A 16,593-nucleotide genomic window follows, 5' to 3' on the forward strand; every position below is an offset into this window, starting at 1 on the left:
GGCGACCATGGCGTCCGTCTTCACGAAGATCATCAACGGAGAACTGCCCGGGCGATTCGTCTACCAGGATGATGACATCGTCGCGTTCCTCACCATCGCACCGATGACGCAGGGTCACACGCTGGTGGTGCCCCGGGCCGAGATCGACAATTGGCAGGACGTCGAACGTGCCGTGTTCGGCCGGGTGATGGAGGTGTCACAGCTGATCGGCAAGGCTGTGTGCCAGGCGTTCGGTGCGCAACGTGCCGGGGTGATCATCGCCGGCCTTGAGGTGCCGCACCTGCATGTGCACGTTTTCCCGGCCTACAACCTGGCCGATTTCGGCTTCGCCCACGTCGACAACAACCCATCGCCCGAATCCCTCGACGAGGCGCAGGCCAAGATCAAAGCCGCGCTGGCAGATCTGCAATCCGCGGCAAGCTGACGGTGAACCGGCAGCCCTGACCGGGCGCCGTGGTGACCTTGACGGTGCCGCCGTGAGCCAGCACGAGCGAATGCACGATCGACAGTCCCAGGCCGGTGCCGCCGCTGGCCCGGGTGCGTGAGGTATCGGCGCGGTAGAACCGTTCGAATACCCGCCGCGCGTCGTCCCCGTTCATTCCGGGACCCTCGTCGCACACCTCGATGATGGCGTCGTCGCCTTCGGTGCCGACGCGCACCGTGATCCCGGCGGTTTCCGGGGTGTGCTGCACCGCGTTGGCGACCAGGTTGCTCAGCACCTGACGCAGCCGGGCCTCGTCGCCGAGCACCTCCGGGGTTCCGGGGCCGTCGAACACCTCCATGCGCACGCGACGTTTCGGAGCGATCGACTGCGTGTCGTGCACGGCATCGGTGGCCAGCGTCAGCAGGTCGACGCGATTCTGATCGAGTGGGCGCTGCGCGTCGAGGCGGGCCAGCAGGAGCAGATCCTCGACCAGCAGGCCCATCCGCCGGGATTCGCTCTCGATCCGGCCCATGATCATCTCGACATCGCGGGCAGCGCCCTGGCGGTACAACTCGGCGAAGCCGCGGATCGTCGTCAGCGGGGTCCGTAACTCGTGGCTGGCATCGGTGATGAAGCGGCGCATCCGGTCCTCAGAGGTCCGTGCCTGCTCGGCCGAGGCGTCCGAGGACGCCACCGCCCGCTGAATCTGCGCCAGCATGCCGTTGAGCGCCGAGGACAGCCGTCCCACCTCGGTACGCGGATCACGTTCGGGGACACGACGATCCAACTGTCCGGCCGCGATGGCAGCGGCGGTGCGTTCCACCTCGACGAGCGGACGCAGGCTGCGGTGCACGACGGCGTAGCCGACGATACCGAGGACCACCAGCACAACCGTGCCGATGCCCACCTGCGACCAGATCAACGCGCGCACCGACGACTGGACGTCGGACAGATCGATCGCGACCGTCGTGAGCTCGCCATTCGGGCCCTGCACGGTCATGGCCCGCCACTGCACATTCGACGCGCCGACGGACTCGACGGTCACCGGCGCCGGGCCGACGTCGTTGTCGTCCGGTAGCTCCGGTTCCGCCTCGCGGTCGTTGATCGCGATCCAGGTTCTGCCGTCCTGATCGACGCCGCGAACATAGAAGTTCGACGGCGGCCGAGTCGGGTTCGGCCCTTCCAGGGGCGTCGAGGCCAGTTGACGGGGCTCCTGGGCCCAGCTTCCCGCCGCGTCGAGCAGCGTCTGATCGATGCGGCTGATCTCGGTGTGCCGCATGATCGAGGTCACCGCGACGCCGGAGGCCAACAGGCCACACGCCACCAGAACCAACGCGACGGCCACCAAACTGACCCGCAACGGCACACCGCGCCGCTCCACCCGGTCAAACACCTCAAAAGTATGCCGCCGACGGGCCGGCCGTCAGCGCGGCTCGCGCAAAACGTAGCCGACACCGCGCAGGGTGTGCAGCAGGCGCTTTTCGCCGGTGTCGATCTTGCGGCGCAGGTAGGACACGTAGGACTCGACGACGTTGACGTCACCGCCGAAGTCGTAGCGCCAGACGTGATCGAGGATCTTGGGCTTCGAGAGCACGGTGCCCGCGTTGATGATGAAGTAGCGCAGCAGGGTGAACTCGGTCGGGGACAGCGATACCGGCTCGCCGGCCTTCCACACCTCGTGCGTGTCCTCGTCGAGCTCGATGTCGGCGAACGACAGTTTGGCGCTGCGGGGTTCCTCGACGCCACGCCCGGACCGGCGCAGGATGACCCGCAGCCTGGCCACGACCTCTTCGAGGCTGAACGGCTTGGTCACGTAGTCGTCCCCGCCCAGGGTCAGGCCGGCGATCTTGTCCTGCAGGCTGTCGCGGGCGGTGAGGAACAACGCGGGTGCGTCGATGCCGTCGGCACGCAGCCGGCGCAGCAGGCCGAAGCCGTCCATACCGGGCATCATCACGTCGAGAATCACCGCGTCGGGGCGGACTTCCCTGGCCTTGTCCAGCGCAGCGGCACCATTGGACGCGGTGTAGACCTCGAAACCCTGGAACTTCAAGCTGACGGACAGCAGCTCCACGATGTTGGCCTCGTCGTCGACGACGAGGATCCGGGCTTCCGGGACGCTCTCAGGTACTGCAGGCATGGCCATTCCCTGATGTTGATGGTGCCTGTTGAACTCATCCTGCATGCACGCTGTGCACTTCCTGTGAGTTTAGCTGTGATGCGGGTAACTACACTGACGCCCATGAACCTCGGCAAGACGCTGGTCCAGGTTGCTACCGCGCCCGTGCGTGTGAGCCTCGCCATCGCCGACCTCGGCCTCGGCATCGCCGGCGGGACCGTGAGCGTCGTCCAGCGGTCGCTGAACGATGCCAACCCGCTGGGCGGCAGGTCATCGGTGGCCGGGATGCTCGGACTAGACGATGCCGTGGAGCGGGCGAACCGGTTGGCGCGGCTCCTCGACGATGACGCGCCGCTCGGCCGGGCACTGGCGCCCGAGGGCCCGATCAATCGTTTGCTGCGACCGGGCGGGATCGTCGACCAGCTGACGGCCGAGGGTGGTCTGATGGACCGGTTGACCGCGGACAACGGCGCCGTGGCCCGGGCGGTCGCCCCCGGCGGCCTGGTGGATCAGGTCACCATGGAGGGTGGCCTGCTGGACCGGTTGACCACCGCCGATGGCGCCGTGTCCCGGGTGATTGCCCCGGGCGGGCTGGCCGATCAATTGTTGGCCAACGACGGGCTGTTCGAGCGGGTGCTGCGCGAGGACGGGGTGGCCGATCGCCTGCTCGCCGAAGGCGGTCTGCTCGACACCCTGACCGATCCCGACGGCCCGCTGCTCAAGCTCGCCGACGTGGCCGACACCCTGAACCGGTTGGCGCCGGGGCTGGAGGCCCTGGCCCCCACCATCGACGCGTTGCACGAGGCCGTCATCACCTTGAGCCAGGTGGTCAACCCGCTGAGCAACATCGCCGACCGCATCCCGCTGCCGCGCCGTTCGTCTCGGCGGACCTCCCCGCGACCGGTCGTCTCACAGCGCATTGTCGATGCCGACGACTGACCCGTTAAGCTAGGGCGCGTTCCACCCGCCTCCTTAGCTCAGTGGTAGAGCGTTCGCCTTGTAAGCGGAATGTCATCGGTTCAATCCCGATAGGAGGCTCCACACGTGCGCCGATTGTTGTCGGTGCCAGCGAGTAGCTTCCCGATATGAGGCTGTGTCGAGGCTGTGGCTCACCACTGGAGAAGCGCAGCCAAAAGGTCTACTGCAGTAACGCATGTCAGGGGTCAGCCCGGCGGAAGGCCAGCACAAAACGCTGGCTCGAATCCGGGGAGGCGTACATCACTTCGCTTCCCAGCCACTACATCCGGCTCTACCTCACTCAAGCGCAGTCAGGCTGCTGCGCTATCTGTGGCGCAGCCAGCACCTGGCAGGACCTCCCCCTCGTATTGGTCATGGACCACATCGATGGGAACCCGACGAACAATCGCCGGGAAAATCTGAGACTGGTCTGCCCGAACTGTGATTCGCAGCTGCCGACGTACAAGAGCCGCAACCGTGGCAATGGCCGCCATTTCCGCCGACAGCGGTACGCCGACGGCCAGTCGTATTAGGTTCCCTGCAGAATCGCGACCAACTCATCACGGCTGTTGGCTCCCACCCGCTGACAGGCCCGGAACAGGTGACCTTCGACCGAACGGACCGACATCGTCAGCCGCTCGGCGATCGCCCTGTTCGACAACCCTTGCGCGGCAAGCGAGATGACCTCGCGTTGTCGGCCGGTGAACGGTTGTGCTGTCACCACAGCACGCAGCGCGGGCGTGAGGGCACCGTGGCCTTCGCCCGCCAATCGCTTGGCGACAGCGGACGCGCTCAACGCCGCACCGCGCAGGCCGGCTCGTTGATAGGCGACGACAGCCTGGGCCGCGGCATCGGCTGCGGCAACGCGGTCGCCGAACGCCTCATAGTGGCGTGACGCGGCGAGCAGTCCTTCCCCGCTGCCCGCCGCGAGCGCGGTTGCGTGGGAGGCGGCAGCGGGGGCCCGTGGCCCTTGCACCTGTCCAGCGAGTTCAGTCAGCCGTGCCGCGGTGGTGGCGTCGCCGAACTGTGTCGCGGTCTGAAGCAGCAGGGTTTCCTGCGCCGGACACCCCGACTCCTGGGCAGCGGCGGCCCGCAGTATCGAAATAGCCTGCGACACAGTACCTTCGGCAGCATTAACCCACGCCAGGGCGAGAGATCTCTCGGGGTCGAACAAGCACGCATCAGGATCCTGCGCCCACCACTCGAGGGAGTCGAATTCCCGACGGGCGTCCTCGGCACAGCCGGCCATCGCGGTGACGGTGGTCAACCACACTCGCCCGATCGCTCTGATGACTCGGCCGCTGTCCCCGGTGCCCAGGTAGGCCAGCGATTCCTGCAGCCACCGCCGGGCGTCGGCCAGTTCACCCAGATCCATGGCCACCATCCCGGCCAGCAGGCTGTGCCACGACTCTTCGAATGGCACGTCGAGCGTCTCGTGACGGATGCGCGCCACGGCAGCACCTGACTGCGGTAGTGCACCTGCGAACCGGTATGCCCGGGCCTGCAGGGCCGCTAGTTGAAACCGCAGATGCGACACCTCCGCCGAGTGTGCAGCCAGGCGATAGCCCGCATCGGCCGACGATTCGATCTCGTCGATGCGGCCGAGATCCCCGAGTCCGGTGACCATCACCCAGGCTGACACCATGCGGGCAAGATCATCGGCGAGCGGGTTCGCCAGTACGGGTGCGGCCAGCCCGATCGCCGCGGTGGACCGCCCCCGCATGAGATCGACGAGAGCCCGCGGCGCCTCGGCGAGCTGTTCCGTGTCATCTCCGGCGGGCAACACCTCGTCGAGTTCCCGCTCGGCGTTGGCCGGATCGCCCAGCCCGCCGGCGAAGTTCACCGCCCGCAGCACCGCAACCTGAGATCTCTCAGGACCCGTGGTGCAACCAGCGAGTTCGGCCAGGATCGCCTCGGCCGCGCCCGGCCGCTGCAACCAGATGTTGGCCATCGCCAAGGTGATCTTGGCGTCGAAGCCGCCGCCGGCAATCACCGCACGCTCCGCGAGATCCTGTGCGAGGTGTGCGTCATGCATTTGGGCGGCGGCCGAGGCCGCATCCACCAGGAGCGCAGCGTCGGGCGTCAGGTCCGATTCGATGGTCAGCACGGCACGGCGCACCACATCTCGTGGATCGGTACCAGGTCTTCTGGCCAGTTCGGCCGCGATCCGACCGCGGAGCTGACGCAGCCGCACCGAGCCGGTGCGCCTGACCTCGCCGAGCATCGGATGAGCCAGTCGCACCGCCGGGCCGTCACCGCCACCGACGCTCACCAGTCCCAGTGACTCGGCGTCGGCGAGGGCGTCGGGGTCGGTGACGGCCGCCAGCGTCTCGATGTCCAGCGGTTCGGCCACCGCCAAGGCATCGAGTACGCCCCGAACACTGTTGGGCACCTGGGCTATCCGCGCTTCGACAATCTCGGCGAGCGTGGGCGACAAGGCGGGGTGTCCATCCCACAGCCACACCCCGGAATGCCGCACCATCCGTCCGGCATGGACCTCGGTCTCGACCAGATGGCGAAGGTACAGCGCGTTGCCGCGGGTGAGGTGCCAGAATCGGCGGCCCGAAAGAGATTGCACCGGACCGTCGAGCACCTGCTCGATCAGTTCAGTGGTCTCCTCGAGTGACAGTGGTTGCAGTTCAAGACGTTCCAGGTGCTGGTCTTTCCAGATCGCAGTGATGGCATCGGGTGGTGATTCACCGGAGCGGATGGTGAGGATGACGGTGGCCAGCCGCCGGCTCACCAGTTGGTGAACCGTAAAGGCCGAAAGCTCGTCGAGCAGGTGAGCATCATCGATTCCGATGACAACGTCCGTCGCCTCACCGATGAGCCCGTCGATCGCTTCACGCACCCGGCGCAGCGGATCTGGCCCGAAGTCGCTGCCGATGCCGGCGACCGCGCCGAGCGGGACACTACGCCCCGAGGCGGTGCCGACGATCCAATGCCGCTGTGCGCTCGGAGGACTGCACGCTTCGACGGCCTCGCGCGCCAGTCGGGTCTTGCCGACGCCCGCGGACCCGGACAGCACGATGCCGCGGGCGCGATCACCGCTCTGGCGCGTAGCGTCGGCGATCAGCCGCAATTCTTCAGAGCGACCGACCAGGGGCCACCGACGGATCACCGGCGGATTCTAAACCGTCACGCGCGCCCCGCCGGCGGGATCGGACAATCCGAATATTCACACGCGCGAAAGCAATCCGGCGGATCCGCGTGCAAATGAGGTAGTCGACTACCCCAGCCGGCCAGCCGCAGCGCACCTTACATTCGGGACCGTCCAGCAGCTGGGGAGGATGCCATGTCCAAGTTCACATTCGGGTTGATGACCCGGGCAGTGGCGCTGTGCGCGTTGCTGTTCGCGCTGAGCACGCCCGTGAACGCCGGCGCGGCGCCACCGGAGGTCACGGCGAGTGAGAACCCGGTCCTCATCGCCCACCCGCATTTCACTTCGAAGAACATCGACCTGACGTGGCACCTGGACCCGTTTCAGGTGGCGACCTTGGCCGTCACCGAGGGCGGGACATCGGTACTCAACCAGGTGGTGAGTTCACCGAACGGCGAAGGCATCGTGCCGCTGAACGTCGTCTACGACAAGATCTACACGGCGACACTGAATGACGCCTTCGGCAAGCCGTTGGGTGCGCCACTCACGATCACCACCGACAAACCACAGATCGACATGCCGCTGTGCGCGCAAAGGTGTATCAAGAGCATCGACGTCCAACCACACGGCGGCTGGGCCCAATTCGACATCGAGACCAGCAAGACCATGGTGATCACAGTGGAGGCCAGTACCACGCCGCCGGATGCCAACGGCAAATGGAGCGACCCGAACGTCGTGACGTCCTTCGTCGGGACGGTCATCCCGACCAACCACTACGCACCGGGTCTGCCCAATCTCCAACCGAATACCACCTACCACTACGTCGTGCGTGCCCACCTGCAAGGCCACGAGCAGGTCAAGACCGGCAAGTTCACGACGCTGACGCGGCGAGTGGCAGTGGATTTCGACGAGGTCCAGATGATCGAGGACACCGACGGCCCGCTCGACGGCGACTGTGACTGTTTCTTCGTCTTCGGCGTCGGCGATCTGGACCCGATCTGGTACGGCGATTCCAACAATAAGAAGAGCATCGGGAGCGGCACGACCGCACCGATCGATGTGTCGGCCGGCTTCACCAACGCCCCGAACGACCTCTTGCTCGGCGTGGCGGGTTACGACGATGACACGGACGCCTTCGAGGTGATGACCTTTGACTGCCTCGTCGGACACGGCGCACCGAGGGAAGGCGAATCCTGGAAGGACAGTTGGAGCGCGGACGGATGCCTGCAGCACTCTGGCGACGAGATCACAGTGTCTTTGTCTCGCCAGGGGCCACCCGGGGATCCAGGCGCCGTCGATGAGCAGTTCACCGAGCCGTTCACGATCGCGGTCGACGGGGTTCTCAAGTACAAGATCCGCGGAACCTACCGGGTCAGCTACAGCTAAACCCGCGTGGTCAGCTTCCGCAGCGTCTGGTACTCGCTCTGCTTGTAGGGCCTGCCATCTGGTTGCAGCAGATCGCTGAACCACACGTTCGGCACCTTGGTGTAGGGCTTGTCCCACGAATCCCACGGGAAATAGGTCTGGGTCTTGCCGGCCACGAGCCCCCAGCTGTAAGCACCGACATTGTGTCGTTTGGCCACCGGCAGTACGCCTTCGACCGTGCTGCCCTGGTCCCGTGCCAGGTATTCGGTGCACAGGATCGGCCGCCCCAGCGGGGCGAGTTCGGCGATGCGGGCCTCGAATTCGGCGGGGCCCGCATACGAGTGGAAGGAGATGACGTCGGAGTTGTCGAGTTGGAAGTTGTCCATCTCGCTGCGGCTTCCGCGATCCCAGCTGCCCTGCCACACACCGCTGGTCAACGGCTGCACGGCGTTGACCGAACGCGCCCAGCCGAACACCTGGGGCAGCAGACCTCCGACGGCGTCGATCTTGTCCTTGCGCTCGACCTTGCGGTACTGCTTCGCCGGGTTGTCCGGCTCGTTCCACAGGTCCCAGCCCAGTACCCGGTTGTCGTTGCGGAATTGGCTCATCACGCCGACCACGTAGTCACGCAGCACCGTGCGGTAGCGAGGGTCGTCGATGCGCTGCGCTCCTGGGCTCTGCACCCAGCCCGAGTTGTGTACGCCTGGCGTCGGCGCCCGTTGCGCGCCGACCTGTGGGTGCGGATCCCAGCACGAATCGAAGAAGACGAACAGCGGCTTGATGCCTTGGCGCGCCGCGATGCCGACGAATTGGGCCAGCCGGCTTTGGAATCCCGCCCGATCCTGTGCCCACAGCAGATCGTGCAGAAACACCCGGACGGTGTTGAACCCGAGTAGCCGGCACGCCCCCAGCTCGCTGTCGATGCGCCGCGCGTCGTAGGTGCCGGGCGAGAACATCTCGATCTGGTTGATCGCATTGGAGGTGACGAAGTTGGTGCCGACAAGCCAGCCCTGTGCCTGATACCACGCGTTGGCGCGCTCCACGGGCCACTGGCCTGGTGCCGCGGACGCGCGCGGGGTCACGGGAAGAGGTGCCAGTACCTGAGGGAGTGCCGCTGCTGCTGCCAGAACCAGCGGGATCTTGAGGGCCGTTCGACGGTGCACTTAGTGAACATAGTGGTGCTCAGCAAAGCCCTCGGGCTCACGGATGACATTGCAACCATTGAGGTTTCAAACTGTTATCAACCCGGCACCGTCAGAGCCGGCCCACCGTGAAATCGGCGGCCTGGCCCGGCATCCCGTTCAACACGTATGCAGTGTGGGCGAAGTTGGGTACGCCCGCGGGTGTGCCGTCGCAGATGGTGTCCCCTGGCTCGCACAGTTCGATGGTCTTGTCCTTGTAACGCGGCCCGATCACCATCGCCGGTGCGCCGATGTCGCGCATGAACTCGTCGGACGGCGTGCCCAGCAGCACTACCGAGGCCACATGGTCGGCAACCTCGAGCGGCATGGGGTCGGGGATGAACTGCTTGTACTCGGTTGGGATCCCGTCCGGCACGGCGGCCGAGGTGACGAAACCAGCCACGACGGCGCCCTGGGAGTACCCGCCGAGCACGACCTTGGTCTTGGGGCAGTCCTTCGCCGTGGCCTTGATGTGGTTGGCCGCATCGCGGATGCCGTCGACAACGGTCCTGGCGAATTCGATGCGGTCGCCGAAGTTCCCGCTGGCCTGGTAGTTCACCGGATAAACCTCAACCGAACGGTCACCGGTGCGTGCGCGCAACGCGTCGACGAAGGATTGCCCCGGCCCGCCGACCCCGGGCGGCTCGTACGTGCCGCGGGCGAACACCACCTCGACGTCGGGGCACGGCTGCGCCGACGCGGTGGGCATGGGGGCGATGGGGACGGCACAAGCGGCAACCAGCATCGCACCTTGGATCAATTTGAAGACGTTCATATCGACTCCACGCCTACACCGGATCGTGACGAACGTTACGGTTCCCCATGCTGACACATTCCAAACGCGGGCAACAGGGGGCAGCGCACTCGTGTTGACCTAGCCCAGCGGTACGTCCAGGTGGGGTCTCGGGTCGGCGGCACCGGGGCCGTCGAAGTGCCACCATTCCCCGGAATAGACGGTCAACCCTCCGGCCTTCATGGCCTCGCGCAGCCTGGCCCTGTTGGCTTGGGCGGTAGGGCTGATCCCGTCGGTGGCATAGGCCAGGCTGCGCGGGGTGAAGTCGTCGAATCCGGTGCCCATGTCGGCCCCGGCGATCGTCACGTCCACCGAGCGGCCCGCCTCGTGGCTGCGGGCATAGGCTCCGGGCCTGGCCACCCAGTTGGGGTTCGGCACCACCTCGAACATTCTGACCTGCACCTCGTGTGGCCGGTAGCAGTCCCAGAACACCAGCGTCTCAGGTCGCAGCGCCGCCGCGGCCGCCACCAGTCCCGGGACCATGGACTCGTGCACCAGGCACGGCGCCCCGGATGGATAGAGCCGCTGGCCGACGAAGTTGTCACTGGTCGCATACCGCAGGTCGATCACCGCGTCGGGAATCACGGTCCGTACGTCGACCAGGCCCGCCTCGGCCGCCGGCTTGGCCGATGCCGCCGCGGGCCAGACCATGCCAGGCAGCAGGAGCAGGAGCAGGACAGCGAGGGCACGGCGCACGGTCAAATTGCACCACATCCACTTCATTTCCTGTTCAAACACCATTTCGTCTTTCGCGTCAATTTCGTCGGGCCAAGGTGCCCGCAGCGATAGGCTTTGCCCGTTCTGCGCAGGAGGACCGCATGAGCCTCGACGAGAACCAGAGATCGATCGATGAGCTGCTCGATCGGGCCGTACACGCTTGCAACCGGGGTGACCGCGCCACCGCAGCCACCCTCGCCGAGCAGGTTCTTGCTGTAGACCACGGCAACCCCGATGCCGAGGACCTGCTCGCCTCCGACGGTCACGGAGAAATCCGCCGGCTCACGTTGATGTTCATCGACCTCGTCGACTCGACGGCTCTGTCCACGCGCGTCGAACCGGAGACCTACCGCACGCTTGTCGGCCGATACCGCCAGGACGTGATACGCCTCGTCAATCACTACGAAGGCCACATCAGTTCGACCAAGGGTGACGGCCTGCTGGCCGTGTTCGGCCATCCCAAAGCCCACGAGAACGACGTCAGACGTGCCGTCGCCGCCGCTTTGGAGATCACGCATGCGGTCGCACGAATCAGCGAACAGGCCGTCCGTCGTTTCGGGGTGACAATCGATGTGCGGGTCGGCGTGCACCGGGGCGTCGTCTACCTCGACACCGCGCAGGACGACGTCTACGGATTCGCCGCGAATCTCGCCGCCCGCATCTCCTCACTCGCGGCACCGGGGACGGTCGCCGTATCGGACGCGGTCGCGGCCCTGGTCGGCGGCACGTTCGAACTCGCGGCCTGTGCGGCCGCACCGGTCAAGGGCGTCGACGAGCCGGTGAACCACCATCAGGTGCTCTCGGACTACCCGACAGTGGTTACGCCGCGGATGGCCGCGCTGGTCGGGCGGCGCCGCGAGCGTTCCTGGTTGGAGCACGCCTGGCACCAGGCAAGAAATGGCACGTCGAAATGCCCAGGAGTCGCGTTCCGCGGCGAGGCGGGCATCGGCAAAACGCGGCTGGTGCAAGTCGCCTCGGAGCTGGTCATGAAATCGGGCGGAGCGGTCGTCGAACTGCGGGGTTCACCGTTGCACGTCGACGCCGGCCTGTACCCGATACGGCGCCTGCTCGAACGCCGTTGTGGCATCAGCCGCCTCACCGAAGCCACTGAGCGGGTACGTCTGCTGGATACCGAACTACGTTCGCGGGCAATGGATCCGGCGACAGCCATACCGCTGCTGGCACCGGTGCTAGGAGTCGCACCCGAACATGGATACCAGCCCGCCATCGCCGAGGGCCGCACCCTGTACGAGCTGATCGGCGCCACAGTGCACCAATACCTGTTGGCGTGTCTGAACGGCGATGCAGGCCTCATCGTGGCCGAGGACATGCACTGGTTCGATCCTTCGACCATGGACGTGGTGAATGCCCTGCTCGCTCGGGCCGACGGGCAGCTACTGGTGGTGCTCACCGGACGAGAAGGCAAGTGGCTCAAGCCCGACTGGCCGGTCGAACTGTTCGAGCTCACAGCGCTGAGTGCCGACGAGTGCGACGAGATGATCGACGCGCTGGCGCCGGTCGTGACAGACGCGCAGAAGGCCGTCGTGCGAAGTCGGTGTGACGGAATCCCGTTCTACATCGAGCATGTCGTAGCAGCCTTGGACTCCGGCGGGTACGACGAGCATGTACCCGAGGCGCTATATGAGCAGTTGTTCGCCCGACTGCACACCCGGCCGGGTGTGGTGCCCGTGGTCGAGGCGGCGGCCGTCATCGGGCGAAGCGGTGATCTTGCCCTGCTCCGGTCGGTGGTAGGCCCCGACGTCGATGCCGAAACCGTGGTCGCTGAGCTGACCGAAGCCCAGGTATTCCAGGTCGAGGCCGCCGACCGCTGGCGGTTCCGCCATGAATTGCTACGCGAAGTGGCCGGGGAGTTGGCGCCGCCGAGTAGGCAACGTGAGCTTCACGCCCGGGTGGCACGCCAGCTGGTTGACGACGGCTCTGGTGTGGAGCCCGATTGGCGGTTGGTCGCACGTCATTACGAGGGTGCGCACCGTTTCGTCGAAGCGGTTGCGTCGTACCAGAAAGCGTGCGTACAGGCCAGGCGCCGCGGTGCCGCGTTAGAAGCGTGCACATATCTGACCAACGCGCTCGATCAGTTGGACCATTGCGCCACCGGACCGGAGCACGACAGGCTGGAGATTGCGCTGCGCCTGGAGCGGGGTTTTCTGATCGGGGCCGCGCACGGAAGCATGAGCGGTGACGCCCCGGCCGACTTCGAACGCTGCCTGGAATTGGCGGCCGACGGGCTACATCAGGACGAACTCTTCGCCACCCTGACCGCACTGCTGAGCTACTACGTCCCCCGGGCCGAACTGCGCCGAGCCCACGAACTCTTGGTCTCGGCCGGGAGCATCACGAAAGACCGGCCGTGGCTGGACCGGGCGATCGCCTCCTCGATGGGTTCCGTCACCTGGCTCGAGGGGAACTTCGCGGTGGCCCGCGGGCATCTGGTGAGGGCCTTGGTCAACCGGTCCGCGGCCGATCCACCCGAGCTGGACACAACCTGGCGAGGCAACACCGACCCCATCTCGGGCGCACACACCTACCTCGCACTCACTCATCTCATCGCCGGGGACCTCGGGCGCGCGAAGGCTGAACTGGCCGGGTCGGTGCGCCGCTGCGAAGAGCTCGGCTTCCCTCTGAACGCTTTCAATCGGGCACACACATACTTCAAGGAGATCTGGGTGTGCCTCGAGGCCGGCCAGGTCGACGCGGCAACCACCCTTTCCGCTGAAATGCGCCGCTGCACCGAGGATTCCGGTCTGGACCTGTGGCGTGTCGTCAGTGCCACCGAGCACGCCACCGTCAAGGCGGTCGCGGCCTTGCGCGCCGGCGCCGACGCCGCCGCGTTGGAAGCCGCCGCGGCGAACATCGCAAGGCGCGTCGACGGATCGCGACTGATGCATCTGAATGTCTATCTCACCTTTCATGACTCGATCGTCGGCCGACTGCTGATCGCTGCAGGCCGGACAGACAAGGCACGCGAACGGCTTGAAATGTCACTACAACAAGCGGAGGACAGCGGAATGCACTTTCACGACGCCGAACTGATGCGGTTGCGCGCCCACACGTTGTCGACGGAATCGGCCCAGCGCACGGCCCTGGCCGCTGCATTGGACCTCGCCCGCCGCCAAGACGCAGTCCTCTTCGAATTACGCTGTCTCCTGGACTCTTTCGATTTGTTCGGCGACGGTGACCCCGCTGCGCTGGCCACCGTGGTGAGCCGCTTGCCCGAGAACGCCCGCTGGCCGGAACAGGTGCGGGCCGAGCGGATCCTGTCGTGACTACCGTCGCGGTGCTCGGGGGCGGCGTCGGCGGTCTGACCGCGGCCCACGAACTGGCCGACCGCGGGTTCGATGTCACCGTCTACGAGTGGCGGCCGGCGTTCGGAGGGAAGGCCCGGTCGATGCCGTTTCCCGGGTCGGGAACCGGTCAGCGCAAGGACCTGCCCGGCGAGCACGGGTTCCGATTCTTCCCCGGCTTCTACCGCCATGTCCCGGACACCATGGTGCGGATCCCGCACAACGGCCGAACCGTCGCCGACCACCTCGTCACGGCAACGCAGATGATGTTGGCGCAGGCGAACGGCGCCAACGAGGTCATCACGCCAACCCAGTTCCCGCCTTCGCTCGACAACCTGTCGGTCACCATCAAGGCCATCTGGGACCTCGGTGTGGGCCTGGGCATCCCGCCGCTCGAGATGACCGCCTTCGTGGAACGGCTGTTGACCCTGATGTGCTCGTGCGAGGAACGCCGGTTCGGTCAGTGGGAGCACACCAGTTGGTGGGATTTCGTCGAGGCCGACAAGCGCTCAGTCAAGTTCCAGAAGTTTCTGGCCAGAGGCATGACCCGCACCCTCGTCGCGGCCAAGGCCGAGGAGATGTCGGCCCGTACCGGCGGACTCATCCTGTGCCAGTTGATGTTCGATCTGGTGCGAACCGATGGGCGCTTGGACCGGATCTTGGACGGGCCGACCAGCGACGTCTGGATCGACCCGTGGACCGCACATCTCGAGGACCTCGGCGTGGAACTGAAGCACGGCTGCAAAATCGAGAGGATCGACTGCAATGGCACCCGCATCACAGGGGTGTCGATGTCGGTCGACGGCCAGTCCACGCAAGTGGTGGCCGACCATTATGTGGCAGCGCTGCCCAAAGAGCGCCTCCAGGACCTCCTCACCCCTGCTCTGAAGGCAGCCGAGCCGCGACTGGTCGCCCTACCGCGCCTGAAGACCGACTGGATGAACGGCGCGATGTTCTATCTGGACGTCGACAAGCCCCTGATCCCCGGCCACTCCATCTTCATCGACTCCGCGTGGTCGTTGACCGCAATCTCCCAGGCCCAGTTCTGGCGCGGCTTCGATTGGACGAAGCGCGGTGACGGCCGCGTCGAAGGCATTCTGTCGGTTGACATCTCAGCCTGGGACAAGCTCGGCAGCAACGGGCAGAAAGCCAACGCATGCAGTCGTGAGGAGATCCGCGACGAGGTGTGGAAGCAACTCACCGACCACATCGACGACGGCTCGCTCGACGATGCAAATGTTCTCGACTTCTTTCTCGACCCGGCGATCGACATCCCCGCTCCTCCGTCAAAGGTCGAGACCAAGAACCACGAACCCCTGCTGATCAACACCAAGGGCTCGTGGACCGACCGGCCTGATGCTGTCACTGCCATTCCGAACCTCTTCCTGGCGGCGGATTTCGTCAGGACCTACACCGACCTGGCGACGATGGAGGCCGCCAACGAGGCCGCCCGTCGTGCGGTGAACGGGATACTCGACGCCACCGGGTCAACGGCGCAGCGCTGCCCGGTCTGGCCACTGCGGGAGCCACCGGCACTGGCGCCGATCCGCAGGTTCGACAAGCTCCGGTGGCAGGCCGGCCTCCCCGTCATCAAGCCGCCCATCAAGATCGACGCGAGCGGGGTGCCCGGCCCCACCGGTGTCCTCGCCCGCGGCCTGCTCTCGGTGCTCGGATTCAGCTGACTTCCTACAGGAAAGATCTCGCCGATTCTTTGGGGTGATCGGCGATGCCCGCGAGCGCCCGTAGGTTACCGGCGACGTCACGGCTTTCATTGCTGGTGATGCCGCGCAGGAGGAGTGCAATCGGCGGCCACTTCTTCGGCGGTTCCAGGTACCAGGCACCCAGGCCCGCCGCCCACGCGATCTGATGGACCCGCTTCTCATGCGTGGCGTCTTGGGCCAGGGCCAGACCGATCGCGAAGTTCCAGGCTCCCTCTCGGAACTGCGTGAGGGTGGTCTTGATGAACACGTCCTCCTTGGGTATGGCCAAGCGGAGCAGCCGCAGCCGAGGTGAGCGGCGCTGGACGATGTCGAGCATGTCGGGGGTCTGCAGGGCCACGAGTCCGTTGACGCGGTCGAAATCAGGTTTGATCTCCCTGAGCCGGTCCGCGGACAGCTCGACCACGGCGATCCCGAGGTCGTAGCAGATATGTGCGTTCAAGCTGGCGACCATGTGCTGCAACATGGACGCCCGGGTGTTGTGGTGGTTGATGAACGCGACCTCCCACGGGAGTGTCAGTGCCTGCCGTTCGTACCGGTCCGGATGGAAGAACGCGTTCAGCGCATCGAAGTACCGCTTCGCGAACACGCAGTCGAGTTGCTCGATCCACTGGGGATCGCGGAACTTGCCGTCTTCGACCGCGCGTTTGATCGCGATGGTTCCCCTCTTGTAGAGAACGGCGAAGTAGCCGATGGTGCTCTCCGCCTCGATCGACCAGTCGATGATCGCGTCCAGACTGCGCACCACGCCATCGAAGGTTGTCGCTTCTTCCAGGGGTTCCAGAACGAGAGTCTGTGTCGTCATGGTTGATCCACCGCCTTTGTCCGACCGAGTACAGATTCGCCCGGTACGCCCGCGGTGTCGTGAGTAGCCGCCTACCCTAGTTTCCTGCGGAAATGACACTCTCTTCTTCAGGCAT

General features: G+C 65.9%; 13 protein-coding genes and 1 tRNA gene. 7 read left to right on the forward strand and 7 right to left on the reverse strand.

What is annotated here, in order from left to right; all coding sequences use genetic code 11:
* Positions 1–7 precede the first annotated feature (7 nt).
* Positions 8–424 (forward strand): HIT family protein, encoded by a 417-nt coding sequence (locus tag QQ25_RS27025; RefSeq protein WP_039382133.1) that lies wholly within the window; start codon positions 8–10, stop codon positions 422–424.
* Here QQ25_RS27025 and QQ25_RS27030 read toward each other — a convergent pair.
* Both QQ25_RS27030 and QQ25_RS27035 read right to left on the reverse strand, forming a co-directional pair.
* On the reverse strand, positions 384–1,817 hold the full coding sequence (locus QQ25_RS27030; protein WP_039325340.1) for a sensor histidine kinase: 1,434 nt from the start codon (positions 1,815–1,817) through the stop codon (positions 384–386). The genes QQ25_RS27025 and QQ25_RS27030 overlap by 41 nt on opposite strands.
* A gap of 30 nt (positions 1,818–1,847) precedes the next feature.
* Positions 1,848–2,567 carry a response regulator transcription factor gene (locus QQ25_RS27035; RefSeq protein ID WP_039325386.1) on the reverse strand — a complete coding sequence of 240 codons (720 nt, stop codon included), beginning with the start codon at positions 2,565–2,567 and terminating at the stop codon, positions 1,848–1,850.
* 96 nt (positions 2,568–2,663) lie between these two features.
* On the opposite strand from QQ25_RS27035, the gene QQ25_RS27040 reads away from it, so the two are divergent.
* The 3 genes from QQ25_RS27040 to QQ25_RS27050 all read left to right on the forward strand — a co-directional run bounded on the left by QQ25_RS27040 (position 2,664) and on the right by QQ25_RS27050 (position 4,030).
* On the forward strand, positions 2,664–3,479 hold the full coding sequence (locus QQ25_RS27040) for a hypothetical protein (protein WP_039382135.1): 816 nt from the start codon (positions 2,664–2,666) through the stop codon (positions 3,477–3,479).
* A 27-nt stretch (positions 3,480–3,506) separates the two neighbouring features.
* Positions 3,507–3,581 (forward strand) — tRNA-Thr (locus QQ25_RS27045).
* A gap of 44 nt (positions 3,582–3,625) precedes the next feature.
* Positions 3,626–4,030: an HNH endonuclease gene (locus tag QQ25_RS27050; protein WP_039325345.1), complete on the forward strand. Its 405-nt coding sequence runs from the start codon at positions 3,626–3,628 to the stop codon at positions 4,028–4,030.
* Here the strand turns inward: QQ25_RS27050 and QQ25_RS27055 are convergent.
* A complete protein-coding gene (locus QQ25_RS27055; protein WP_039382137.1) occupies positions 4,027–6,618 on the reverse strand; it encodes a LuxR C-terminal-related transcriptional regulator in 2,592 nt (863 codons plus the stop codon). The genes QQ25_RS27050 and QQ25_RS27055 overlap by 4 nt on opposite strands.
* Positions 6,619–6,792: 174 nt before the next feature.
* Between QQ25_RS27055 and QQ25_RS27060 the strand changes: the two genes are divergently transcribed.
* Positions 6,793–7,983 (forward strand): hypothetical protein, encoded by a 1,191-nt coding sequence (locus tag QQ25_RS27060; protein ID WP_039382138.1) that lies wholly within the window; start codon positions 6,793–6,795, stop codon positions 7,981–7,983.
* Here QQ25_RS27060 and QQ25_RS27065 read toward each other — a convergent pair.
* From QQ25_RS27065 to QQ25_RS27075, 3 genes are all read right to left on the reverse strand, one after another.
* Complete coding sequence (locus QQ25_RS27065) at positions 7,980–9,125, reverse strand: glycoside hydrolase 5 family protein (RefSeq protein WP_039325351.1); 1,146 nt, start codon at positions 9,123–9,125, stop codon at positions 7,980–7,982. The genes QQ25_RS27060 and QQ25_RS27065 overlap by 4 nt on opposite strands.
* A 91-nt stretch (positions 9,126–9,216) precedes the next feature.
* The gene (locus QQ25_RS27070; protein WP_039325353.1) at positions 9,217–9,918 is read right to left on the reverse strand and encodes a cutinase family protein; all 702 of its coding nucleotides are present in this window, start codon (positions 9,916–9,918) and stop codon (positions 9,217–9,219) included.
* A gap of 99 nt (positions 9,919–10,017) precedes the next feature.
* Positions 10,018–10,650: a M15 family metallopeptidase gene (locus QQ25_RS27075; protein WP_052236154.1), complete on the reverse strand. Its 633-nt coding sequence runs from the start codon at positions 10,648–10,650 to the stop codon at positions 10,018–10,020.
* A gap of 104 nt (positions 10,651–10,754) precedes the next feature.
* Here QQ25_RS27075 and QQ25_RS27080 point away from each other — a divergent pair, with 104 nt between their 5' ends.
* The gene (locus QQ25_RS27080) at positions 10,755–13,937 is read left to right on the forward strand and encodes an ATP-binding protein (RefSeq protein ID WP_039325354.1); all 3,183 of its coding nucleotides are present in this window, start codon (positions 10,755–10,757) and stop codon (positions 13,935–13,937) included.
* A complete protein-coding gene (locus QQ25_RS27085) occupies positions 13,934–15,637 on the forward strand; it encodes a hydroxysqualene dehydroxylase (protein ID WP_039382140.1) in 1,704 nt (567 codons plus the stop codon). Before QQ25_RS27080 ends, QQ25_RS27085 begins: the two co-directional genes overlap by 4 nt.
* Before the next feature lie 4 nt (positions 15,638–15,641).
* Here QQ25_RS27085 and QQ25_RS27090 read toward each other — a convergent pair whose 3' ends face one another.
* Positions 15,642–16,478 (reverse strand): DUF5995 family protein, encoded by an 837-nt coding sequence (locus tag QQ25_RS27090; protein ID WP_052236100.1) that lies wholly within the window; start codon positions 16,476–16,478, stop codon positions 15,642–15,644.
* Positions 16,479–16,593: the final 115 nt, after the last annotated feature.

Source organism: Mycolicibacterium setense (assembly GCF_000805385.1).
GTDB lineage: Bacteria > Actinomycetota > Actinomycetes > Mycobacteriales > Mycobacteriaceae > Mycobacterium > Mycobacterium setense.

What these genes read in the sequence shown, in the direction of transcription:
- QQ25_RS27025 (WP_039382133.1), top strand. Translation starts at nt 8, where the DNA reads ATGGCGTCCGTCTTCACGAAGATCATCAACGGAGAACTGCCCGGGCGA.
- QQ25_RS27035 (WP_039325386.1), bottom strand. Translation starts at nt 2,567, where the DNA reads ATGGCCATGCCTGCAGTACCTGAGAGCGTCCCGGAAGCCCGGATCCTC.
- QQ25_RS27040 (WP_039382135.1), top strand. Translation starts at nt 2,664, where the DNA reads ATGAACCTCGGCAAGACGCTGGTCCAGGTTGCTACCGCGCCCGTGCGT.
- QQ25_RS27050 (WP_039325345.1), top strand. Translation starts at nt 3,626, where the DNA reads ATGAGGCTGTGTCGAGGCTGTGGCTCACCACTGGAGAAGCGCAGCCAA.
- QQ25_RS27060 (WP_039382138.1), top strand. Translation starts at nt 6,793, where the DNA reads ATGTCCAAGTTCACATTCGGGTTGATGACCCGGGCAGTGGCGCTGTGC.
- QQ25_RS27070 (WP_039325353.1), bottom strand. Translation starts at nt 9,918, where the DNA reads ATGAACGTCTTCAAATTGATCCAAGGTGCGATGCTGGTTGCCGCTTGT.
- QQ25_RS27075 (WP_052236154.1), bottom strand. Translation starts at nt 10,650, where the DNA reads ATGTGGTGCAATTTGACCGTGCGCCGTGCCCTCGCTGTCCTGCTCCTG.
- QQ25_RS27080 (WP_039325354.1), top strand. Translation starts at nt 10,755, where the DNA reads ATGAGCCTCGACGAGAACCAGAGATCGATCGATGAGCTGCTCGATCGG.
- QQ25_RS27090 (WP_052236100.1), bottom strand. Translation starts at nt 16,478, where the DNA reads ATGACGACACAGACTCTCGTTCTGGAACCCCTGGAAGAAGCGACAACC.